We start from the raw sequence: 20,671 nt of genomic DNA, 5'->3' as shown, positions 1-20,671 counted from the left end.
CGGCTGTTCACGGGTGGTATGGCTTCCAAGATCGCGCCTCGCTTCCCTCCGGTGTGTGGCCGGCGCATCATGCTGCCATGAACGTCTTTGTCGCTCTGGCTGCCGTGATCATTCACCTGTGGCTTCCGTTGTTGATCATCCTCTCTGTCGTCGCGGTGGCGGGATGGCTGGCATGGGCGGCGGTTCGTCGACCGAAGGGTGCTCTTCCTGAGCGACCCGGCCCAGGAAACGGACGCATCCGAGCGCGGGCAGGGGGCCCTGTGCGCCAGTCGGGAGGCCGGGTCAGCTCGACGTCCGGCGAGTTCTTCAACGATGCCCGCGATGTCTGGCCGATGCCTCCGGAAGGCTGAGACCCTCGATGCACGAGCTGTGCCGCACCCACGGGCTGCGCATGATTCGTCGCGGCTTTGGGCGATGGCCTGCCTGACCCTGCTGAGCGAGAATGCGTAAGTGATCTTCAAGCTGGCGTTCCTGTGTCTGGTGCTGATGGTGCTGGGCTTGGTGGCGGTCTTCGCCGTGTGGCATCTGGCGAACTGGCTGCGGTGGTCGGTGCCCCGTGTGGTTGTCTCCCTGGCTCACTGGGCTGTCTCCCTGCCTCGCCGAATGAGGTCGCTGACGGTCGACGCGCCGCAGGGCCAGCCCTTCAACGACTCGCGCGATGTCTGGCCGACGCCAACGGACGATTGAGCTGTTCCTCGCTGGCTCGCGACTACGAGCCCGTCCGGTCGCCTCGAAAGCCCGAATTCGTTCGGCCGCGATCGCCGGCGTGCCCGGCCGCCCCGCCAAAGATTGACCCCCCACCTCGGCTGGGTCGTCGGTGACTCTGATAATCGCGCGGCTTTGCCGCACCTTCCAGCAGGTGGAATTCTCACCGCGAGATTGGGTGGTGCCGCCATATGGGTTGATTTCGGCTTCTGCTGTATCCGTCCACGATCGTCGTTACGTTCAAGCAGCGCGAAGCCTCCCTCTTACCTCTCCGTAGTCGTTCGATTATCGTGAGTAATCCCTGTGAGAGGAGATAGTCAATGCCGTTGTCGGTAGCGGATTTCGCGGCGCTCGGAAGCAAGCCAATCACGATCCTGTCGACGTTCTTTCCGAACGTCTATCTGCGCATGGACGGGGCCGGGGTGACCACCTTCACCGGGTCCGGCGGTGGGACGGTCAACTGTCAGTTCGGCGCAGGACCCCTGGAGAAGTTCAGGCTCCACGCGAATTCGGACGGTTCGTACTCCTTCGAGTCGGTGGTCTCTCCGAACGTGTATCTCCGAATGGACGGTGCCGAGCTGCCGCCCATCACCTCCGGGCCCGGTGGTGGGACGGTAAACTGCCAGTTCGGCGTGGAGCCCTACGAGAAGTTCAAGCTTCGCGCGCAGGCGGACGGCTCGTTCTCCTTCGAGTCGGCGACGGCCTTTCCGAACGTGTATCTGCGCTTGGTCGGCTCCGGGGTGACGGCCTCCACCAATTCTGGCGGCGGGATCGTCAACTGTCAGTTCAACGCTAATGGTGGCGGCCACGAGAAGTTCCTGCTGAACGTGGCCGGATAGTCTCTGCACTGGCTTTCAGTCGGCACCGCTCTGCCGGCTCCTAGGTCCTTAGTCTGACGCACCTGTAATTCCGCTCCGGCGGGGTCGGGTGACGGGCGTCCCGAGAGGGGCTCTCGTCACCCGGCCCTGGTCTGAGTAGCCTCCGTCAGATTGGCGAGAGAATTCGACCTCAGTTCTCGGCAGTGAAAGCAACCGGTGCTTTTTGGTTGGTCATGCCATTTCGGTCTTGAGGTGCCCGTTGAGGTAGGGCTGGGACGGCCGTTGGAAGCACGCGCCGGAGACGCGGGACTCGATGGTCCGGACGTGTCGGAAACCCTGCCGACGATAGTAGTCGTGGAGCCCGTGGTTGGTGGTCCAGGCGTCCAACCGTAGCCAGGTCAGCCCCGCGTCGTAGGCCCGTCCGCCGGCCCAGTCCAGCAGCTCGCCGCCGAGGCCAGCACCGGAGTGGGCCAGCGGGATCATCATCTTCGCCGCGTACAACGCGTCGGCCGGGTCGTCCTCCGGGTACCACAGCGCCTCGGGGTCCCGGTCCGGCTTCCACAGGCCGTCCACGTCCACGTATGCGGTCAGGGTGATGGTGGCGATCGGGTCGTCGCCGTCCCAGACCAGCCACGTCTGTCCGGCGGATACCGTCGCGGCCACGGCGGACCGGGGCAGCGGGATGGACCACTGTTCCTCGCCCCGGGCGGCGAGCCACGCCACCCGCTCGCGCCGCCACTGCATGATGACGTCGACGTCCTGGAGCCGGGCCGGAGTGATGATCACTCGGGGGATTCCTCGGGGCGGAACCTGGCGATGACGCTGACGTCTCCGTGGGTGGTGACGATCTGGTTGCGGTCGCCGGCGAAGACGTTGAAGGACACCCGCACTGGGCGCTGCTCGGTGTAGCCGGTGCGGATGTGCAGCAGGATCGTCGTGCCGGGCTGCAAGCCGAGCAGGTTCGCCTCCTCGGGCGTGGGCATCCGGGAGACGTACTCGTCGTAGTAGGCCGTCTGCTGGTGACCCCGTTCGGCCAGAAGCCTGGTGGTTCCCTGCGGGATGTCCTTCGGCGACAGCAGCTCGCGGATCTCCTCGGCGAGGTCCATTGGGTAGTAGGTGTCCTGTAACGAGGACGGCTGGTCGTTGACATACCGGACGCATCGGCGCAGCACCGCGACCGAGTCGGGTTCGACGTGGAGGCGTTCGGCGAGTTCGGGCGACAGGGACCGGATCGTCAGGGTGAACTCCTGCGACGCCTCGTAGCCCTGGGCCACGACCTCCGAACGCCACGCGTCCGTCTCGGCCGTCGGCTGGGCGGGCATCTCGGCGCGGTGGGCGTGGAACGTCAGAGTGACCTTCCTTCGGACGATCATGCCGCCGCCGCGTCCGGGCACCCTCTGCACCAGGCCCTCGTTCACCAGCAGGGCAGTGGCGTCGCGGACGGTGTTGCGCGAGACGCCGTACTGGTCCTGGAGCTGGGGCTCGGTCGGGAGCCGGTCGCCTTCGCGCAGTGTTCCGGACACGATCTGGCCCCGAAGCTCGCTGGCGATCTGGCGGTACTTCGGCTGGCCCACGTCGCCGTCCCTCCTGATGTCGTACCAACCAATCTATCCGCATGCCTTGACTGCCTCCTGCCCGCCTGTAATGGTTGGTATGAATCCAACCTTACTTACGGCTACGGCTCGATCGCAGAGGAGTGGCATGGATGATCAGGCCGGCGAGCTGGCACGGGACATCGAAGTGGTGAACCGGGCCCTCGCATCGACCCGCGCCCACCTGACCGCACTCGCTCGGGCGGAGGACGCCCTTGAGCTGCGCCGACCGACCCACTCGCCACTGCTCACGCTCGTGGAGCACGCCGAGAAGGCGGCGGCCCGGGTGACGCGGTATCTGCGGGCGCTCTCGCCTGCGAACACCTCTGACGTGACCGGGAAGCGGGAGTGCTCGTGATCTCCGGGGTGGTGTCGATCGTGTTTGGTGGGCTGGTGCCGGGCTTCCTGCTCGGGTTGCTCGCCTTCCGCGTCAAGTCCCGCTGGTGCCCCCGCTGCGGCGAGCACACCCTGGCCATGCCCCCGGAGCTGGACAGATGAGCAGCCGCGACGAGGTGCCGATCGGGCGGCGGATGGCGGAGCTGCGGGCGCGGCGGGGGATGAGTCAGCAGGTCTTCGCCGACCGGATCGGCAGGTCGAAGAGCTGGGTCGACAAGGTCGAGCGGGGCGTACGCACCCTCGACCGGCTCTCCGTCATCGAGACCGTCGCCGCCGCCCTCGGCGTCACCCCGACGATCCTGCTCACCGGCAGGCCCCGCCGGGAGGGCGTCACCGACACCGACGCCGCCGTGGAACGCATCCGCGCGGCGCTGGCCCGCCACGACCCACCCGGGGCCGACGCCGACAGCCCCACGGCGCGGCAGCTCGACGACCAGGCCGGGCATGCCTGGGCCGCGTACCGCAACGGCCACCACGCCCAGGTCCTGCGCGCCCTGCCCGACCTGCTCGCCGCCACCCGGCACACCGGCCGCGCCGAGCCGGCGGCCGACCCGCCCGTCCGCGTCTACCGGCTGACCGCCCAGACGCTGGTCAAGCTCGGCCAGCCCCACCTCGCCTGGCTGGCCGCCGACCGCGCCATGACCGCCGCCACCGGCGACCCGCACCGCACCGCGCTCGCCGCCGTCTCCCTCGCCCAGGCCCTGCGCGCCCTGCATCGGGGGCGCCTGGCGCAGGCCGCCGCGCTCAGTGCCGTACACCAGCTTGACCCGGCGGCGCACGACCGCCTGGCGGACCCCGGCCTCGCCGGGACGCTGCTGCTCGAAGCCGCCCTCGCCGCCGCAAGCTACCGCGACGCCGCCACCGCCCACGACCTCACCGAGCGCGCCGCGCACCTCGCCGCCGCGCACGACGACCACCAGCAGGGTGACGGCGACGGCATCGCCTTCGGCTCCGCCGCCGTCACCCTCGCCCGCGCACTGGTCGCCACCCGGCTCGGCGACCATCATCAGGCCGTCACCATCCATCGGTACGCCACCAGTGGCGACGGCTGGCGTCAGCTTCCCGCCGAGCACCGCGCCGCCCACCTCATCGACATCGCCCGCGCCCACCTCGACCTGGGCGACCCGCGGGCCGCCGGCCGCGCCCTGATCGACGCCGACCGGATCGCCCCCGCCGAGGCCCGCACCCGCCCCGCCGCACGCGCCGCCCTCACCGCGATTGTCCGCACCGGACTCACCGCCGCCGACGTCGCCCGCCTCGCCGCCACCGTCGGCCTCACCCGGCAGTAGGCACCTGCCCGAGCCTGCCGCGCTGTCCGCCGCGCCGCCGGCCCTGCGGCCCTGCGGCCCTGCGGCACCTGCGGCCCTGCCCGACGGTGCTACCGACCCCGGCAGCGCCCGACGGTCGGCCACGAAGATCGCCTGTCGGGTACCGGCATCCGGTTCGGCGTGTCGTGCCGGTGACGAGCAGACGACCAAGGTGTTGCCAGCCGGGAACGAGTGGGGTGGGGAGTGCGGGCGGGCGTCGTGAGTGATGTCGTATCTGACTCAGCTCCCTATGCGCGGCAGAAGCCGCCCGCCGGGGCAATGGCAATGGGCGGCGACTCCGCCCTTTCCGGGGAACTTTCCGGGAAAATCGAATGGGCGCGCGGCATCGCGCCACCTGGCCTCGCGAAGATGGACGATGCTGACGGGCGCGCCTTGGTCGAGCGCGGATACGACGCGTTGTCGTGCCACTACCGAGCGGACGATGCAGGGGACGGCCAATACGCTCCGTGGCTCGCCGCTTTGCACCGACGCCTGCCGTCTGCACCGACGCCTGCCGTCTGCACCGACGCCTGCCGGATGCGGCGGCGGCGGTTCTCGACCTCGGCTGCGGCTGTGGCGTGCCGGCCGCCCGCTTCCTCGCGGCCGCCGGGCACCGCGTCACGGGCGTCGACATCAGCGCCGTGCAGGTCGGGCGGGCCCGCCGCCTGGTGCCCACCGGGACCTTCCTGCCCGAGCAGCCCCGCCTCATCGGGCGGATCGCCACCTGGCTGCGCCCGGGCGGCTGGCTGCTGGCCACCGTCGGCGACAGCGCCTGGACCGGCACCGGGGAGAACTGGCTCGGCGGTCCCGCCCCGATGTGGTGGAGCCAGGCCGACGCGTCGACCTACCGATCCTGGCTGCGGGAGGCCGGGCTGCTGGTCGCCGCCGAGGAGTTCGTGCCCGAGGGGACGAGCGGGCACGCCCTCTTCTGGGCCCGCCGACCTCCGGCCTGACCAGGCGTTCTGTCCGAGCGTCCCGATGTCGGGGAGGTGGCGGTGTCCCGGCCGCCGGATGCCCCCGGGTCGCCGGCGTGCCGGGCCCGGCCCGGCCCGCCCGGGCCCGCCGCGCACCGCCCTGGAGGGGTCGACGTGGGTTCGGGACGAAGGTCCCTTTCGATATCTCGTCGTCTGTGGTGTGCTGTTTCCCGATGCGTGGCGCCAGGGGGCTGGAGCATGCATTCAATGAATTTCCATGATTGGCGCGCTAGGTCCGAGTGTTCGCCAAATGAAGGACAGCGTGGAACGCGGGAACGCAGGGGTATCACCCCGCCAGGCAGGGCGTCCTGCCGATCGGTCGGACTTGTTGCCGTCCAGGCGGAGCCAGGCCACCGAGGGCTTTGTTGCCCTCAGTGCGTGTGGCACCATCATGGAATCTTCACGCCCCCCGTGCTGCCCGTTTCGTGACAGGAGCCCCACAGATGCCTACTCAAAAGCTGGGTCGGCTGCTCGGCATGACCCTGATGCTGTTCGCGCTCGCCTCCGGGGTCGCCTCGGTCGCCTCTGTCGCTGGTGCCCCGGCCTCAGCCTCGGGCGGCCTGGTGAACCTCGAGTTCGAGTGGAACTAGGTTCTTCGCAGTTCGTGTGACGCCGCCGTCGCCCGGCCACCCACCGGGCGGCGGCGGCAGCGGCGAGACACGGGCCAGGCATCGGCGCGGAGTTCACTCTCGGTGACAACAAGGGAGCAGGATGACGAGCCGAGCGGCAGCCGTGCGACGACGCGGGACTGACCTGGCCTGGCTGATCACCGGGCCGCTGGCGTTCCTGGCGGTCATCTGCTGCCTGCTGATCGCGCTGGTCACCGAGGACAAGAAAGACGCCTACGGCGAGTGGGGCCTGGGCCTGCTGCTGCTCACCGCCCTGGTCGCCGCCCACCTGCCGGTGCTGAGCTTCATCGTCCGGCGCCAGACACTCTCGGCCACGATCACCGAGATTCCCCTGGTCCTGGCGCTCTACTATCTCCCGCCGCTGACCCTGGTGCTGGTGGCCACCCTGGCCGCCCTGATCGCCCAGTTCCGGCGGCGGCTCGGCCCGGCCAAGTTCGCGTTCAACGTCGCCCGGTCGGCCGCGGCCACGTCCCTGGCCGGCCTGGTGCTGCTGGCGTTGCCCCCGATCCGGGGGGTGGGCCCCGGCACGTGGGGCATCCTCTTCGCCGCGGTCAGCACCGTCACCCTGGTCACCCTCGCCGCCGTGGTCGGCGTGATCACCCTGCTCCAGGGCTGGCAGGCTGGTCTGGAGGTAGTCCGGACGTCCACCGTGCCGCTGCTCGCGGCGGCGGTGAACGCGACCGTCGGCCTGATCATCCTGCTCGCGCTGAAGGCCACCTACTGGTCGCTGCTGCTGCTCGCGGCGCTCGCGCTCACGGTGGCGCTGGTCTACCGGGCGTACGCCCAGTTCCTCCGCCAGCACCGCACGCTTGCCGACATCTACGACCTGACCCGGGCGATGACCCGCAGCGGCCAGGACGGCACGCTGCCGGACGCGCTGCTCGGCCGGGTCCGCGCCCTCATGCAGGCCGAGTACGCGACGCTGTGGCTGCCCGCCCAGGGCCGGCACCCGGAGGTGCTGCTGACCGCCCGGATCGACGGGCGGGGTCTGCTCGACTTCTCGAAGATCCCGGCGTCGGTGCGGGAACAGGTGGTGCAGCAGCGGCAGACCGTCGCGCTCGGCGCGCGCCTCGGCGGTGACCGCGTGCAGTTGGCCATGCTCCGGGCGGAGTCGACCAAGGACGCGATCGTCGTGCCGCTGCGCTCCGGCGAGGCGGTCATCGGCACGCTGGAGGTGGTCAACCGGCTCAGCGACGTCGGCCACTTCACCCCGTCGGACGTGCCGGTGCTCGAGACGGTCGCCGCGCACGCGGCGGTGGCCCTGGAGAACTCCCGGCTGGTCGACCGGCTGCGCCACGACGCCTACCACGACACGCTGACCAAGTTGCCCAACCGGCGGCGGATCAGCGCGGCGCTCGACGAGGCCGTGAAGATCCGGGCCCCGGGCGAGGTGGTGGCCGTCCTGCTGTTCGACGTCGACGGGCTGCGTCAGGTCAACGAGTCGCTCGGCCACGCCGCCGGCGATCAGGTGCTCGCCGAGGTCGCCGTCCGGCTGCGCGACTCCGCGCCCTCCTCGGCGCTGGTCGGCCGGGCCGGCGGCGACGAGTTCCTGGTGACGCTGCGGCTGGAGAACGCCGAGGCGGCGCTGGACCTGGCCGCCCGGCTGCGCGAGGAGATCCGCGCCGAGATGGTCTTCGACGCGTTCACGCTCGACGTCGACACCGCCGTCGGGGTGGCCGTGCACCCCGACCACGGCAGCGACGCCGCGACCCTGCTGCAACGGGTCGACCTGGCCGCGACCGCGGCGAAGTCCATGCCGGGCAGCATCCAGCTGTTCAACCCGGCGCTGGAGTCGCGCTCGCTGCGCCGCCTCGGCCTCGCCGGTGACCTGCGCAAGGCCCTCGACGACGGCGCGCTGGAGGTCTACTTCCAGCCGAAGGTGACGCTGCGGCACCGCCGCCTGGTCGGGGTGGAGTGCCTGGCCCGCTGGGAGCACCCGGCGCACGGCGAGGTCGCCCCGGAGGACTTCGTGGCCGTGGCGGAGCACACCGGCCAGTTGGGCCGGCTCACCGAGGTGGTGCTGCGGGAGGGGCTGCGGCGCAGCCGGGACTGGGCGCACGCCGAGCAGCCGCTCGCCGTCGCGGTCAACATCTCCGCGCGTACGCTCACCGACCGGCACTTCCCCGACCGCGTGCGCGAGCTGCTCGCCGAGTACGACGTGCCCCCGCAGCGGCTCACCTTCGAGATCCGCGAGGCCGGGGTGCTCGACGGCACCGACCGCCCGATCCCGACGCTGCACCGGCTGCGCGACCTCGGGGTGCGGCTGTCGGTGGACGACTTCGGCACCGGCTCCTCCTCGCTGGCCTACCTGCGCCGGCTGCCCGTGCACGAGGTGAAGGTCGACCGCTCCTTCGTGCAGGGCATGGCCACCGACCCGGGCGACCTGGCCATCGTCAACGCCGTGGTCACCCTCTCCCAGCAGTTCGGCCTCGCGGTGGTGGCCGAGGGGGTGGAGAGCGAGCTGACCCTGGAGCTGCTCCAGGACATCGGCTGCGAGATCGGCCAGGGCTTCCTGTTCAGCCGGCCGCTGCCGTACGAGCGGCTGGAGGCGTGGTTCGGGGCCCAGCTGGAGTCCGAGGCGTTCGCCACCCCGGACGTCCGGCGGCTGCGCATCGTCCCCTGAATCCGCCGCAAACACGGTGCTGAGCTGGGGAAACGTTGCGACGCGCAAGGGTGGGGGGATCCGATTTCACCTCCGGCGCGGGGCCGTGTACTCTTACCTCTGCGCGGCCACCGAGTGATCGCGCAGGCCCCCTTAGCTCAGTCGGCAGAGCGTCTCCATGGTAAGGAGAAGGTCTACGGTTCGATTCCGTAAGGGGGCTCAAAGGGTCCGGCTGGACCCGCCACGGCGGTGTAGCTCAGATGGCAGAGCAAGCGGCTCATAATCGCTGTGTCGCCGGTTCAAGTCCGGCCACCGCTACTCTCGTCCTCCGGGCCAGCTTCCGGTGGTCGGTGGGATGGGCGCCATAGGCGCCCACTTTGCATGTCCGCGTCGCCAGCGCGTAGGCTGAGGCGCTGTAGTTGTTGTCCGTTAGCGAGGAAGGCACTCCGCCGTGGCGAAGGCTACCGATGTCCGGCCGAAGATCACTTTGGCGTGTGTGGAGTGCAAGGAGCGCAACTACATCACGCGCAAGAACCGCCGCAACGACCCGGACCGCATCGAGCTGAAGAAGTTCTGCCCCCGGGACGGCAAGCACACGGTCCACCGCGAGACCCGCTGACCCGTCGCCGGCACCCGCCGGTCAGCACGACACCCCGATCGCCGATCCGGGGCGAGACACGGCCACCCGGCCGACCGTCCGCCCCCGGGTCGGCTTTCGTGCTTCCCGTGTAGGTTCTCGGGCATGTCCCTGGACCCGTCCTACGTCGGCCGGACCTATCCGCCGACCGCCCCCTACCAGGTGGGCCGTGAAAAGATCCGCGAGTTCGCCACGGCGATCGGCGCCGCCGACCCGGCGCACCACGACCCGGAGGCAGCCCGCGCGCTCGGGCACCCGGACGTGGTCGCCCCGCCGACCTTCCCCGTGGTGATCACGATGGCCGCCACCCGGCAGATCGTCGACGACCCGGCCCTCGGGGTCGACTACAGCCGGGTGGTCCACGGCGACCAGCGGTTCGCCTACACCCGGCCGGTGGTGGCCGGCGACGAGCTGGTCTGCGTGAACACCATCGAGGACATCACCAGCCGGGGCGGGCACGACTTCCTGACCACCCGCACCGACGTGAGCACGGCCGCCGGCGAGCCGGTGGTCGCCGTCTGGTCCAAGCTCGTCGTACGCGGGGAGGCCTGACATGGAGCTGTCCACCCAGACCTTCCGGGTCACCCGGGCCGACCTGGTCCGCTACGCGGGCGCGTCGGGCGACTTCAACCCGATCCACTGGAGCGACCGGGTCGCCACCGGGGTCGGCCTGCCCGGGGTCATCGCGCACGGCATGTTCACCATGGCCCTGGTCGGCCGGGCGGTCGCCGAGTGGGCCGGCGCGCCCGACGCGGTGGTCGACTACGGGGTCAGGTTCGCCCGTCCGGTGGTCGTCCCCGACGACGACGCCGGCACCGAGATCGAGGTGTCCGCGAAGGTCCGCGAGGGCGCGGGGGAGGGCCTGACCAGGCTCGACATCACCGCGACGTGCCGGGGCGAGAAGGTGCTCTCGCAGGCCCGGGCGGTGATCCGCACGCCCCGCTGAGGAGGTTGCGCCACGCGCGGGGGCAGACCGGTTGGGAAAGTCGGGTCGGTACCCGTACACTGGTCCGCCGTGGGGCAAGTGACCCCGCCCGGTGCGTCATGGCCGGGTCGGGCGAGCGTTGCCGCACAGGGGTGTAGCTCAATTGGCAGAGCAGCGGTCTCCAAAACCGCAGGCTGCAGGTTCAAGTCCTGTCACCCCTGCGCCTCAGGCCTGACCGTTCCCGTGGGTCGCGCCGCCAACCGGCGGCGTCCGGCCCGTGGTGGTGGCATCGGCGGGGTGGTTCCGAGGCATCGGGGCCGTCCGTCGATCCGCCGGCCGCGGCCCGTCGCGGGACGGTTGGTCCGGCCGGCGTGACCAGCGCCGCGCACGCCGCACGGCGTGCGACCCGATTCCCGCGACGGAGGGCGAAGTGGCCGAGAACAAGCGGCGCAGCGAGGACGCCGGCGACGACGACCGTCTGAACGACGAGGTCGCCGACGACGTTGCCGCCGACGACGACGCCACCGACGCGGACGAGCCGGTCTCCCGCGGTGGCACGGCCACCCGGGCGCGGGCCAAGGCCGAGTCGGCCGACGAGAGGAAGACCCGCAAGGACACCGAGCGGATCGGGCTGTTCGCCCGCATCGCGCGGTTCTTCCGCGAGGTCGTGGCCGAGCTGCGTAAGGTCATCTGGCCGACCCGCAAGGAGCTGCTGACCTACACCGCGGTGGTGGTCACCTTCGTCGCCGTGATGCTGACGATCGTGGCCGGCCTGGACTACGCCTTCGCGAAGGGCGTGCTGTGGGTCTTCGGCAACCCCAGCTGACCGGCTGATCCAGCCGATAGTTACGGAAGTGAGCGAGCGTGCCTGAGTACGACGAGACCGCCGGGACCACGGACGAGCAGTCCGCGGTGGCGACGGCGGCCAACGATGAGTCGGTCGAGGCCGCCAGCGAGCCGGACTTTCCGACCACCGAGCCCGCCCCGGACGAGGACTACGACCCGGTCGCGGAGCTGCGCCAGAAGCTGCGCTACGCACCGGGCGACTGGTACGTGGTGCACTCGTACGCCGGCTACGAGAACAAGGTCAAGACCAACCTCGAGACCCGGATCACGTCCCTCGACATGGAGGACTACATCTACCAGGTCGAGGTGCCGACCCGGGAAGAGGTCGAGGTCAAGAACGGCAAGCGGTCCCAGATCCAGGCCAAGGTCTTCCCGGGCTACATCCTGGTCCGGATGGAGCTGACCGCCGAGTCCTACTCCTGCGTGCGGAACACCCCGGGGGTCACCGGCTTCGTGGGGGCGACCGACCGGGCCGACCGGCCCGCGCCGCTGAGCCTCGACGAGGTCCTCAAGTGGCTGGCCCCGGCGGTCGAGACCGAGCAGAAGAAGGCCAAGCCCGAGATCAAGGTCCTCGACTTCGAGGTGGGCGACTCGGTGACCGTCACCGACGGCGCGTTCGCCTCGCTGCCGGCGACGATCAGCGAGATCAACGCCGACCAGCAGAAGCTCAAGGTGCTCGTGTCGATCTTCGGCCGGGAGACGCCGGTCGAGCTGAACTTCAACCAGGTCACCAAGATCTGACGTTCCGTCTCGCCGGCGGTGGGCAGCGGCCCGCCGCCGGCGAGGCCGTTTCCGTGCCCGGTGCCGGCCCCGGTGGACCTCGCCGCATCCGGTGGCGGAGCCTTGCGCTAACCTAGAACGTCGGCCGTCGCATCGCGCTGACCGTGCGCGCCCCCGGCCGGCACCTTTCCCAGTTCCAAGCCCCAGGAAGAGACATGCCTCCGAAGAAGAAGCTCGTCAAGACGTTCACGCTTCAGCTGAAGGCGGGCCAGGCGACCCCGGCGCCGCCGGTCGGCCCCGCGCTCGGCCAGCACGGCGTCAACATCATGGAGTTCTGCAAGACCTACAACGCGCAGACCGAGGCCCAGCGGGGCGACATCGTCCCCGCCGAGATCAGCGTCTACGAGGACCGCAGCTTCACCTTCGTGCTGAAGACCCCGCCCGCCGCCCAGCTGCTGATCAAGGCCGCCGGTGTGCAGAAGGGCTCGGGCAACCCGCACAAGGAGAAGATCGGCTCCGTCACCCGCGCCCAGCTGCGGGAGATCGCCGAGAAGAAGATGGTCGACCTCAACGCCAACGACCTCGACCAGGCTGAGAAGATCATCGCCGGCACCGCCCGGTCGATGGGCCTGACCGTCGGCGACTGACCGCACCCCACCGCCTCACCCGATCAGTTCGTGGGAGGGCACGCGGAGCGCCGCGGCCCGCCATAGACCACAGGAGTAAGCAGAGATGCAGCGCAGCAAGACCTACCGCAAGGCCGCCGAGGTCATCGACCGGTCGAAGCTCTACACGCCGGCCGAGGCGGTCAAGATCGCCAAGGACACCACCAGCACCAAGTTCGACGCCACGGTCGAGGTCGCCATGCGCCTCGGCGTCGACCCCCGCAAGGCGGACCAGATGGTCCGCGGCGTGGTCAACCTGCCGCACGGCACCGGCAAGACCGCCCGCGTGATCGTCTTCGCCGCCGGCGCGAAGGCCGAGGAGGCCGTCGCCGCGGGTGCGGACGAGGTGGGCACCGACGAGCTCGTCGCCCGGATCCAGGGCGGCTGGCTCGACTTCGACGCGGCGATCGCCACGCCGGACCAGATGGCCAAGATCGGCCGGATCGCGCGGATCCTGGGCCCGCGCGGCCTGATGCCGAACCCGAAGACCGGCACGGTGACCATGGACGTCACCAAGGCCGTCTCGGACATCAAGGGCGGCAAGATCACCTTCCGGGTGGACAAGCACTCCAACCTCCACCTGATCATCGGCAAGGCCTCGTTCTCCGAGACCCAGCTGATCGACAACTACGCGGCGGTCCTCGACGAGGTGCTGCGCGCCAAGCCCTCGGCGGCCAAGGGCAAGTACCTCAAGAAGGTCACCCTCACCACCACGATGGGCCCGGGCGTGCCGGTCGACCCCAACCTGATCAAGAACCTCCAGGAGGGCGTCGAGGCCTGAGCACCACCGCCTCGCCGGGGCCCCGCCACGACTCGTGGCGGGGCCCCGTCCGTCTGTCCGGTGTGGCAGGCTCACCGCATGCGCTGGGAGGATGTCTGGCTCCGCTACCACCGGCGCGGTCCGTGGGTGCTGCGGCAGGTCGACCTGCGGCTGGGTGCCGGCGAGGCCGCCGTGGTGCTCGGCCGCAACGGCGTCGGCAAGTCCACGCTGCTCCAGCTCGCGGCCGGGGTGCTCCGGCCGGCCCGGGGCCGCGTCGTCGACCGGCCCCGGCATGTCGGCTGGGTGCCGGAGCGGTTCCCCGCCGACCAGCCGTTCACCGTGGGCCGCTACCTCGACGGCATGGCCCGCGTCGCCGGCCTGGGCGGGGCCGAGGCCGGCGCGGCCGTGCGGCGGTGGACCGAGCGGCTGGGCCTGGGCCCCTTCCACGGGGTGCGGCTGCCCGAGCTGTCCAAGGGCACCGCCCAGAAGGTCGGCCTGGCCCAGGCCATGCTCCGCCGGCCCGGCCTGCTCATCCTCGACGAGCCCTGGGAGGGCCTCGACGCCGCCGCCCGCGACCTGGTCCCGGCCCTGATCGACGAGGTGCTGGCGGCCGGCGGGTCGGTGCTGGTCAGCGACCACCGGGGCGAGACCGCCCGGCTGCCGGGCGCGGCCCGCTGGACGGTCGCCGACGGCACGGTCTCCGCGCAGGATCCGGCCGACGCGTCGCCGGGGGCGCTCGTCGTGGTCGAGGTGGCGGTCCCGGCCGCGCGGGCCGCGGGGGCCGTGGCCCGGCTCCGCGCCGACGGGCACCACGTCCTTCGCGTACGCGCCGACCCCGCCCCGCCCGACGCCCCCGTGCCCGCCGCCGCCCCGCCCGCCCCGGCTCCCGGGGGCGGCTCGCCGATCGCCCCGCAGGCGGGGGAGGCCGACCCGGAGACCGGGCCGGTGGACGCCGCCGGGGCGGGCGGGCAGGTGCCCCGGTGACCGCGCTCGTGCGGCTGCGACTGGCGGGCTTCCTGCGTACCGGCCGGGCGGTCGCCCCGCTGCTGGCCGGCCTGCTCGCCCTCGGCATCCTCTACGGCGGCGGCCGGGCCCAGCCGGCGGAGGCCTACGGCGTGTCGGCGGTGGTGCTCTTTCCGGTGCTGGCGTGGCAGACCAAGCTCCTGCTCGACGTCGAGCCGGACGTCCAGCGCCGGCTGGCCCTGGTGCTCGCCGGCGCCGCCCGGGAGTGGGCCGCCGGGCTGCTCGCGGCGCTGGTGGCCGGGCTCGGCACGGTCGCCGTCGCGCTGGTCTTCCCCTGGCTGGTGGGCGGGGTGACCGGCCAGGCGGAGCCGGGCGGCCCGTCGGTGGCCGCAGGGGTGGCCCTCGGCGTCTGGGCGCACCTCCTCGCCCTGCCTGCCGCGGTGGCGCTGGGCGCGCTGGCCAGCCGGGCGGTGACGGGCAGCGCCGGCTACGGGGTGGCGGTGCTGGCGCTCGGCGCGGTCGGCTCCTTGGTCCTCGGCCTCTCGGACTCGGTGGCCCCCTGGCTCGCGCCCCCGGTGCTGCCGGTCGCCCGGGCCGCGGCCGCCGGCCCGTCCCCCGCCGCGGTGGCCCTGTTCACCGCGTGGGCCGTCGCCTGGAGCGCGGCGGCGCTCACCGGGTACGCCTGGCGGCGGCGCGCCCGCGCCTGAGGGGCGCGGGCGGCGGGGGAGTGACGGGGCGCACCCGGGGGCGATTTGGTGCTCACGGGGCGTGTCGCGTAACCTTGCGGCGAAGTACCACCCAGAGACCGCTGGTCACCGTGCCCCGGCACGGTCGAAGGTCCCGATCCGACGGGCGACCCGCGCAGGGCGGCAAGCGAAACTCGGCTGTGTTCCCGTGGTCCGCCGACTGCGGTGCGACCGGCCGGCCCTCGCCCCGTGCGCCCTGCGCCGGGGCTTTTCTCGTTGTCGTGGCCCTCCGGTACCGGGAGGCCTGCCGGCCTGCTGGTGGATCAGCCTGGAGCAACGAGAGAGGAGGGACATGGCGGACAAGCCGATCCGGGCCGACAAGGCCACGGCAGTCGCTGAGATGACCGACAGCTTCCGCAACGCGGGAGCTACGGTGCTGACCGAGTACCGTGGTCTGACGGTTTCCCAGCTCACCCAGCTGCGGCGCTCGCTCGGCAAGGAGACCACCTACACGGTCGCGAAGAACACGCTGGCGAAGCGTGCCGCGGCCGACGCGGGCATCTCCGGCCTCGACGAGCTGTTCACCGGTCCTACCGCGCTGACTTTCGTTTCGGGCGACGTCGTCGAGGCGGCGAAGGGGCTTCGCGACTTCGCGAAGGCCAACCCGAAGCTCGTCATCAAGGGCGGCGTCTTCGAGGGCAAGGCCATCTCGGCGGCCGAGGTCACGAAGCTCGCCGACCTGGAGTCCCGCGAGGTGCTGCTGGCCAAGCTGGCCGGTGCCATGAAGGGCAACCTGAGCAAGGCCGCGGCCCTGTTCCAGGCGCCGCTCTCCAAGGCCGCCCGCGTGGCGGCCGCCCTGGCGGACAAGAAGCGCGAGCAGGAGGGCGCCGAGGCGGCCTGAGGCCGCGTCCGGCGCACCCACGTTCTTAGACAACCGTTAGAAAGGACGCCAGCCATGGCGAAGCTCAGCACCGACGAGCTGCTCGACGCGTTCAAGGAGATGACGCTGATCGAGCTCTCCGAGTTCGTGAAGCAGTTCGAGGAGACCTTCGAGGTCACCGCGGCCGCCCCGGTCGCGGTCGCCGCCGCCGGTGGCGCCGGTGGCGCCGCCGCCGCGCCGGCCGAGGAGGAGAAGGACGAGTTCGACGTCATCCTCGAGGCCGACGGTGGCAAGAAGATCCAGGTCATCAAGGTCGTGCGCGAGCTGACCGGCCTGGGCCTCAAGGAGGCCAAGGACGCGGTCGAGGCCGCGCCGAAGGCCATCCTGGAGAAGGTCAACAAGGAGACCGCCGACAAGGCCAAGGCCAAGCTCGAGGGCGAGGGCGCCAAGGTCACCCTCAAGTAATTGAGGTAGGACTCAGGCGTGCGCCCGGCTCGCCACGTGAGCCAGGGCACATCGCGTCGCGGCGGGCGGTGATCCGAATCCGGATCACCGCCCGCCGTGTTCGTGTGGTGACTCCCTGACAGCGTCGTGAGCAGGGCGGCGACGCTCCGCGCCCGTCGGCGGGGCGCTTCGGGGCCGTCGCCCACGCGTGGGAAACACCTGTCGCGCACGAGACGGGCCCTTGACGCGGCCCCCGGCTGCCAGGCACGCTGACACCTGCAAGACCTTCCGCGCTTGCGACGGCCACCATCCGGGTAATGGCAGCGGCGGCACCATCGCCCGCTGCACCTGGGCGGTCCGTGGGTATGCCGCGTTCCGAGCGGCCCGGTGAGGCCCCGTTTCGGGGGCCCCGAGGCACGTTCCGCGGCGACCTGCGGGTTGGGCTGGACAGCGGTTAGCCTCTCGGCTACACTGCTAGTTTGCGCTGCCTTCCGACTTGACCCCTGCGCAGAAATGTCCGATTACGGGTATTTCTGGTGGGGTCATTGGAGTGCACGCGTACCAGCCGTTCTGCAGCACCGGTCCTCGGAAGGACGCATCTTGGCAGCTTCCCGCCCTGCGAAGACCAGTCGTACGTCGAGCGCTTTCGCACCCCGCCGAGTTTCATTCGGCAGGATCACCGAACACCTCGAGGTCCCCAACCTCCTCGCCATCCAGAACGAGTCCTTCGACTGGCTCGTCGGCAACGAGGCTTGGCAGGGCCGGTCGGCGGACGACCCGCACGCACGCTCGGGTCTCGCGGAAATCCTCGACGAGATCAGTCCCATTGAGGACTTTTCCGGCACCATGTCGCTCTCCTTCTCGGCGCCGCGCTTCGACGAGGTCAAGGCCTCGATCGAGGAGTGCAAGGAGAAGGACCTGACCTACTGCGCCCCGCTGTTCGTGACGGCGGAGTTCACCAACAACACCACCGGCGAGATCAAGAGCCAGACGGTGTTCATGGGTGACTTCCCGATGATGACGCCCAAGGGCACCTTCATCATCAACGGCACCGAGCGCGTCGTGGTCAGCCAGCTCGTCCGGTCCCCGGGCGTCTACTTCGACAAGCAGCCGGACAAGACCTCCGACCGCGACCTCTCCAGCGTCAAGGTCATCCCGAGCCGGGGTGCCTGGCTCGAGTTCGACATCGACAAGCGCGACACCGTCGGCGTCCGCATCGACCGCAAGCGCCGGCAGGCCGTCACCGTCCTGCTCAAGGCCATCGGTTGGTCGGCCGAGCGGATCCGCGAGAAGTTCGGCTGGTCCGAGCTGCTGATGACGACGCTCGAGAAGGACCACATCGCCGGCCAGGACGAGGCGCTGCTAGACATCTACCGCAAGCTCCGCCCCGGCGAGCCGCCGACCCGCGAGAACGCCCAGACCCTGCTCGACAACCTCTTCTTCAACCCGAAGCGGTACGACGTCGCCAAGGTCGGTCGGTACAAGTTCAACAAGAAGCTCGAGCTGAGCGTGCCGATCACCACCGGCACGCTCACCGAGGACGACATCGTCGCCACCGTGGAATACCTCTGCCGGCTGCACGCCGGTGAGGACGGCTACGAGGCCGACGACATCGACCACTTCGGCAACCGGCGCCTGCGCACCGTGGGCGAGCTGATCCAGAACCAGGTCCGCGTCGGCCTGTCCCGGATGGAGCGGGTCGTCCGCGAGCGGATGACCACCCAGGACGTCGAGGCGATCACGCCGCAGACCCTGATCAACATCCGTCCCGTCGTGGCGGCGATCAAGGAGTTCTTCGGCACCTCGCAGCTGTCCCAGTTCATGGACCAGACCAACCCGCTGGCGGGCCTGACCCACCGGCGTCGGCTGAGCGCGCTCGGCCCGGGTGGTCTGTCCCGGGAGCGGGCCGGCTTCGAGGTCCGCGACGTGCACCCGTCCCACTACGGCCGGATGTGCCCGATCGAGACGCCCGAAGGCCCGAACATCGGCCTGATCGGCGCCCTGTCCACCTTCGCCCGGGTCAACCCGTTCGGCTTCATCGAGACGCCGTACCGGAAGGTCGTCGACGGTCGGGTCACCGACCAGATCGACTACCTGACCGCGGACGAGGAGGACCGGTTCGTCAAGGCGCAGGCCAACGCGCCGCTGAAGGCCGACGGCACGTTCGCCGAGGACCGGGTCCTGTGCCGCCGTAAGGGTGGCGAGACCGAGGACGTGGTCCCGGCCGCCGTCGACTACATGGACGTCTCGCCGCGGCAGATGACCTCGGTCGCGACCGCGATGATCCCGTTCCTCGAGCACGACGACGCCAACCGGGCCCTGATGGGCGCGAACATGCAGCGCCAGGCGGTGCCGCTGGTCAAGGCGGAGTCGCCGCTGGTCGGCACCGGCATGGAATACCGTGCCGCCGTCGACGCCGGTGACGTGGTCGTGGCCGAGGTCGGCGGTGTCATCGAGGACCTCTGCGCCGACTACATCACCATCCACCAGGACGACGGCCACCGCCGGACGTACCTGCTGCACAAGTTCCGCCGCTCCAACGCCGGCTCCTGCGTCAACCAGAAGCCGGTGGTCTTCGAGGGCGACCGCGTCGAGGCCGGCCAGGTCATCGCCGACGGTCCCTGCACCGACGAGGGCGAGATGGCGCTCGGGCGCAACCTGCTGGTCGCGTTCATGTGCTGGGAGGGCCACAACTACGAGGACGCGATCATCCTGTCGCAGCGCCTCGTGCAGCAGGACGTGCTCACCTCGATCCACATCGAGGAGCACGAGGTCGACGCGCGGGACACCAAGCTCGGCCCGGAGGAGATCACCCGGGACATCCCGAACGTCAGCGAGGAGATGCTCGCCGACCTCGACGAGCGCGGCATCATCCGGATCGGCGCCGAGGTCGTCCCCGGTGACATCCTGGTCGGCAAGGTCACGCCCAAGGGCGAGACCGAGCTGACCCCGGAGGAGCGGCTGCTCCGCGCGATCTTCGGCGAGAAGGCGCGCGAGGTCCGGGACACCTCGCTGAAGGTGCCGCACGGCGAGACCGGCACGGTCATCGGGGTGCGGACCTTCTCCCGCGAGGACGGCGACGAGCTGCCCCCGGGCGTCAACGAGCTGGTCCGGGTCTACGTCGCCCAGAAGCGCAAGATCCAGGACGGCGACAAGCTCGCCGGCCGGCACGGCAACAAGGGCGTCATCTCGAAGATCCTGCCGATCGAGGACATGCCGTTCCTGGAGGACGGCACCCCGGTCGACATCGTGCTCAACCCGCTGGGTGTGCCGTCCCGGATGAACATCGGCCAGGTGCTGGAGACGCACCTCGGCTGGGTGGCCAAGACGGGGTGGAGCGTCGACGGCGACGACGCCGAGTGGAAGCGCCAGCTGCGCTCCATCGAGGCGCACGAGTCCGAGCCGGACACCAACGTGGCCACGCCGGTCTTCGACGGCGCCCGCGAGGAGGAGATCTCCGGTCTGCTCGCGTCGACCCTGCCCAACCGGGACGGCAAGCAGCTGATCGGTTCCTCCGGCAAGGCGCAGCTGTTCGACGGTCGCTCCGGCGAGCCGCTGCCGGACCCGATCGCGGTCGGCTACATCTACATCCTGAAGCTCAACCACCTGGTCGACGACAAGATCCACGCCCGGTCGACCGGTCCGTACTCGATGATCACGCAGCAGCCGCTGGGTGGCAAGGCGCAGTTCGGTGGCCAGCGCTTCGGTGAGATGGAGTGCTGGGCCATGCAGGCGTACGGCGCCGCGTACGCCCTGCAGGAGCTGCTGACCATCAAGTCCGACGACGTCCTGGGCCGGGTCAAGGTCTACGAGGCGATCGTCAAGGGCGAGAACATCCCGGAGCCGGGCATTCCGGAGTCGTTCAAGGTGTTGCTCAAGGAGCTCCAGTCGCTGTGCCTGAACGTCGAGGTGCTCTCCAGCGACGGCGTGGCCCTGGAGATGCGCGAGACCGACGACGAGGTGTTCCGGGCCGCGGAGGAGCTGGGCATCGACCTGTCCCGGCGCGAGCCGAGCTCGGTCGAAGAGGTGTAAGTGGTGTGGGTTGGGGGCCGGCCGCCCCGCTCCGGGCGGTCAGGCTTGATCCCTCCGCGGGGCGGCCGGCCCCCAACCCCGCCCGTGATC

At 70.7% G+C, this 20,671-nt stretch carries 23 protein-coding genes and 3 tRNA genes; 24 read left to right on the top strand and 2 right to left on the bottom strand.

Annotation, left to right across the window (positions count from 1 at the left end; all coding sequences use genetic code 11):
• The first annotated feature begins 77 nt into the window (after window positions 1-77).
• From O7628_RS08475 to O7628_RS08465, 3 genes are all read left to right on the top strand, one after another.
• On the top strand, window positions 78-350 hold the full coding sequence (locus O7628_RS08475) for a hypothetical protein (RefSeq protein WP_278129427.1): 273 nt from the start codon (window positions 78-80) through the stop codon (window positions 348-350).
• A 100-nt stretch (window positions 351-450) separates the two neighbouring features.
• A complete protein-coding gene (locus O7628_RS08470) occupies window positions 451-687 on the top strand; it encodes a hypothetical protein (RefSeq protein ID WP_278129426.1) in 237 nt (78 codons plus the stop codon).
• A 338-nt stretch (window positions 688-1,025) separates the two neighbouring features.
• Complete coding sequence (locus tag O7628_RS08465; protein WP_278129425.1) at window positions 1,026-1,544, top strand: hypothetical protein; 519 nt, start codon at window positions 1,026-1,028, stop codon at window positions 1,542-1,544.
• Between the two features lie 210 nt (window positions 1,545-1,754).
• Here the strand turns inward: O7628_RS08465 and O7628_RS08460 are convergent, their stop codons facing one another.
• Window positions 1,755-2,309 (bottom strand): GCN5 family acetyltransferase, encoded by a 555-nt coding sequence (locus tag O7628_RS08460; protein WP_278129424.1) that lies wholly within the window; start codon window positions 2,307-2,309, stop codon window positions 1,755-1,757.
• On the bottom strand, window positions 2,306-3,097 hold the full coding sequence (locus O7628_RS08455; protein ID WP_278129423.1) for a GntR family transcriptional regulator: 792 nt from the start codon (window positions 3,095-3,097) through the stop codon (window positions 2,306-2,308). The genes O7628_RS08460 and O7628_RS08455 overlap by 4 nt, the downstream gene beginning before the upstream one ends.
• Window positions 3,098-3,224: 127 nt before the next feature.
• Here O7628_RS08455 and O7628_RS08450 point away from each other — a divergent pair, with 127 nt between their 5' ends.
• From O7628_RS08450 to O7628_RS08350, 21 genes are all read left to right on the top strand, one after another.
• The gene (locus tag O7628_RS08450; protein ID WP_278129422.1) at window positions 3,225-3,473 is read left to right on the top strand and encodes a hypothetical protein; all 249 of its coding nucleotides are present in this window, start codon (window positions 3,225-3,227) and stop codon (window positions 3,471-3,473) included.
• On the top strand, window positions 3,464-3,613 hold the full coding sequence (locus O7628_RS08445; RefSeq protein ID WP_278129421.1) for a hypothetical protein: 150 nt from the start codon (window positions 3,464-3,466) through the stop codon (window positions 3,611-3,613). Before O7628_RS08450 ends, O7628_RS08445 begins: the two co-directional genes overlap by 10 nt.
• The gene (locus O7628_RS08440; RefSeq protein ID WP_278129420.1) at window positions 3,610-4,800 is read left to right on the top strand and encodes a helix-turn-helix domain-containing protein; all 1,191 of its coding nucleotides are present in this window, start codon (window positions 3,610-3,612) and stop codon (window positions 4,798-4,800) included. Before O7628_RS08445 ends, O7628_RS08440 begins: the two co-directional genes overlap by 4 nt.
• Before the next feature lie 485 nt (window positions 4,801-5,285).
• Window positions 5,286-5,771, top strand: a complete 486-nt coding sequence (locus O7628_RS08435; RefSeq protein ID WP_278129419.1) for a class I SAM-dependent methyltransferase — start codon at window positions 5,286-5,288, stop codon at window positions 5,769-5,771.
• 464 nt (window positions 5,772-6,235) lie between these two features.
• Complete coding sequence (locus O7628_RS08430; RefSeq protein WP_158229434.1) at window positions 6,236-6,382, top strand: hypothetical protein; 147 nt, start codon at window positions 6,236-6,238, stop codon at window positions 6,380-6,382.
• 121 nt (window positions 6,383-6,503) lie between these two features.
• Complete coding sequence (locus O7628_RS08425; RefSeq protein ID WP_278129418.1) at window positions 6,504-9,044, top strand: bifunctional diguanylate cyclase/phosphodiesterase; 2,541 nt, start codon at window positions 6,504-6,506, stop codon at window positions 9,042-9,044.
• 126 nt (window positions 9,045-9,170) lie between these two features.
• A tRNA-Thr gene (locus tag O7628_RS08420) sits at window positions 9,171-9,243 on the top strand.
• Between the two features lie 25 nt (window positions 9,244-9,268).
• A tRNA-Met gene (locus O7628_RS08415) sits at window positions 9,269-9,341 on the top strand.
• Between the two features lie 133 nt (window positions 9,342-9,474).
• The gene (gene rpmG / locus O7628_RS08410; protein ID WP_013288652.1) at window positions 9,475-9,642 is read left to right on the top strand and encodes a 50S ribosomal protein L33; all 168 of its coding nucleotides are present in this window, start codon (window positions 9,475-9,477) and stop codon (window positions 9,640-9,642) included.
• Between the two features lie 123 nt (window positions 9,643-9,765).
• A complete protein-coding gene (locus O7628_RS08405) occupies window positions 9,766-10,212 on the top strand; it encodes a MaoC family dehydratase N-terminal domain-containing protein (RefSeq protein WP_043965472.1) in 447 nt (148 codons plus the stop codon).
• Between the two features lies 1 nt (window position 10,213).
• Window positions 10,214-10,606 (top strand): MaoC/PaaZ C-terminal domain-containing protein, encoded by a 393-nt coding sequence (locus O7628_RS08400; protein ID WP_074472507.1) that lies wholly within the window; start codon window positions 10,214-10,216, stop codon window positions 10,604-10,606.
• Between the two features lie 127 nt (window positions 10,607-10,733).
• Window positions 10,734-10,806: transfer RNA gene (locus O7628_RS08395), tRNA-Trp, on the top strand.
• Window positions 10,807-11,015: 209 nt separating this feature from the next.
• On the top strand, window positions 11,016-11,411 hold the full coding sequence (secE, locus tag O7628_RS08390) for a preprotein translocase subunit SecE (RefSeq protein WP_074472508.1): 396 nt from the start codon (window positions 11,016-11,018) through the stop codon (window positions 11,409-11,411).
• 38 nt (window positions 11,412-11,449) lie between these two features.
• The gene (gene nusG / locus O7628_RS08385; protein WP_074472509.1) at window positions 11,450-12,172 is read left to right on the top strand and encodes a transcription termination/antitermination protein NusG; all 723 of its coding nucleotides are present in this window, start codon (window positions 11,450-11,452) and stop codon (window positions 12,170-12,172) included.
• Window positions 12,173-12,366: 194 nt separating this feature from the next.
• Complete coding sequence (gene rplK, locus O7628_RS08380; protein ID WP_074472510.1) at window positions 12,367-12,798, top strand: 50S ribosomal protein L11; 432 nt, start codon at window positions 12,367-12,369, stop codon at window positions 12,796-12,798.
• 85 nt (window positions 12,799-12,883) lie between these two features.
• Complete coding sequence (gene rplA / locus O7628_RS08375; protein WP_043965479.1) at window positions 12,884-13,597, top strand: 50S ribosomal protein L1; 714 nt, start codon at window positions 12,884-12,886, stop codon at window positions 13,595-13,597.
• A 78-nt stretch (window positions 13,598-13,675) separates the two neighbouring features.
• Window positions 13,676-14,560, top strand: a complete 885-nt coding sequence (locus O7628_RS08370; RefSeq protein WP_278129417.1) for an ATP-binding cassette domain-containing protein — start codon at window positions 13,676-13,678, stop codon at window positions 14,558-14,560.
• The gene (locus tag O7628_RS08365; RefSeq protein ID WP_178066445.1) at window positions 14,557-15,246 is read left to right on the top strand and encodes a hypothetical protein; all 690 of its coding nucleotides are present in this window, start codon (window positions 14,557-14,559) and stop codon (window positions 15,244-15,246) included. The genes O7628_RS08370 and O7628_RS08365 overlap by 4 nt, the downstream gene beginning before the upstream one ends.
• Window positions 15,247-15,577: 331 nt before the next feature.
• Window positions 15,578-16,126, top strand: a complete 549-nt coding sequence (gene rplJ, locus O7628_RS08360) for a 50S ribosomal protein L10 (protein WP_278129416.1) — start codon at window positions 15,578-15,580, stop codon at window positions 16,124-16,126.
• Between the two features lie 54 nt (window positions 16,127-16,180).
• Entirely contained in the window at window positions 16,181-16,570 is a 390-nt protein-coding gene (rplL, locus tag O7628_RS08355; protein ID WP_074472514.1) for a 50S ribosomal protein L7/L12, read from the top strand.
• Between the two features lie 579 nt (window positions 16,571-17,149).
• On the top strand, window positions 17,150-20,581 hold the full coding sequence (locus O7628_RS08350) for a DNA-directed RNA polymerase subunit beta (protein WP_074472515.1): 3,432 nt from the start codon (window positions 17,150-17,152) through the stop codon (window positions 20,579-20,581).
• Window positions 20,582-20,671: the final 90 nt, after the last annotated feature.

This window comes from Micromonospora sp. WMMD956, assembly GCF_029626125.1.
GTDB lineage: Bacteria > Actinomycetota > Actinomycetes > Mycobacteriales > Micromonosporaceae > Micromonospora > Micromonospora carbonacea.
Note: the sequence above shows the minus strand (reverse complement) of the source record. Positions and strands in the feature narration are given on the sequence as shown.

Coding starts and splice junctions, on each gene's coding strand:
- O7628_RS08475 (WP_278129427.1), top strand. CDS start 78: ATGAACGTCTTTGTCGCTCTGGCTGCCGTGATCATTCACCTGTGGCTT.
- O7628_RS08370 (WP_278129417.1), top strand. CDS start 13,676: ATGCGCTGGGAGGATGTCTGGCTCCGCTACCACCGGCGCGGTCCGTGG.
- O7628_RS08430 (WP_158229434.1), top strand. CDS start 6,236: ATGCCTACTCAAAAGCTGGGTCGGCTGCTCGGCATGACCCTGATGCTG.
- O7628_RS08465 (WP_278129425.1), top strand. CDS start 1,026: ATGCCGTTGTCGGTAGCGGATTTCGCGGCGCTCGGAAGCAAGCCAATC.
- O7628_RS08450 (WP_278129422.1), top strand. CDS start 3,225: ATGGATGATCAGGCCGGCGAGCTGGCACGGGACATCGAAGTGGTGAAC.
- O7628_RS08405 (WP_043965472.1), top strand. CDS start 9,766: ATGTCCCTGGACCCGTCCTACGTCGGCCGGACCTATCCGCCGACCGCC.
- rplJ (WP_278129416.1), top strand. CDS start 15,578: ATGGCGGACAAGCCGATCCGGGCCGACAAGGCCACGGCAGTCGCTGAG.
- O7628_RS08440 (WP_278129420.1), top strand. CDS start 3,610: ATGAGCAGCCGCGACGAGGTGCCGATCGGGCGGCGGATGGCGGAGCTG.
- rplK (WP_074472510.1), top strand. CDS start 12,367: ATGCCTCCGAAGAAGAAGCTCGTCAAGACGTTCACGCTTCAGCTGAAG.
- rplL (WP_074472514.1), top strand. CDS start 16,181: ATGGCGAAGCTCAGCACCGACGAGCTGCTCGACGCGTTCAAGGAGATG.
- O7628_RS08400 (WP_074472507.1), top strand. CDS start 10,214: ATGGAGCTGTCCACCCAGACCTTCCGGGTCACCCGGGCCGACCTGGTC.
- O7628_RS08425 (WP_278129418.1), top strand. CDS start 6,504: ATGACGAGCCGAGCGGCAGCCGTGCGACGACGCGGGACTGACCTGGCC.
- rplA (WP_043965479.1), top strand. CDS start 12,884: ATGCAGCGCAGCAAGACCTACCGCAAGGCCGCCGAGGTCATCGACCGG.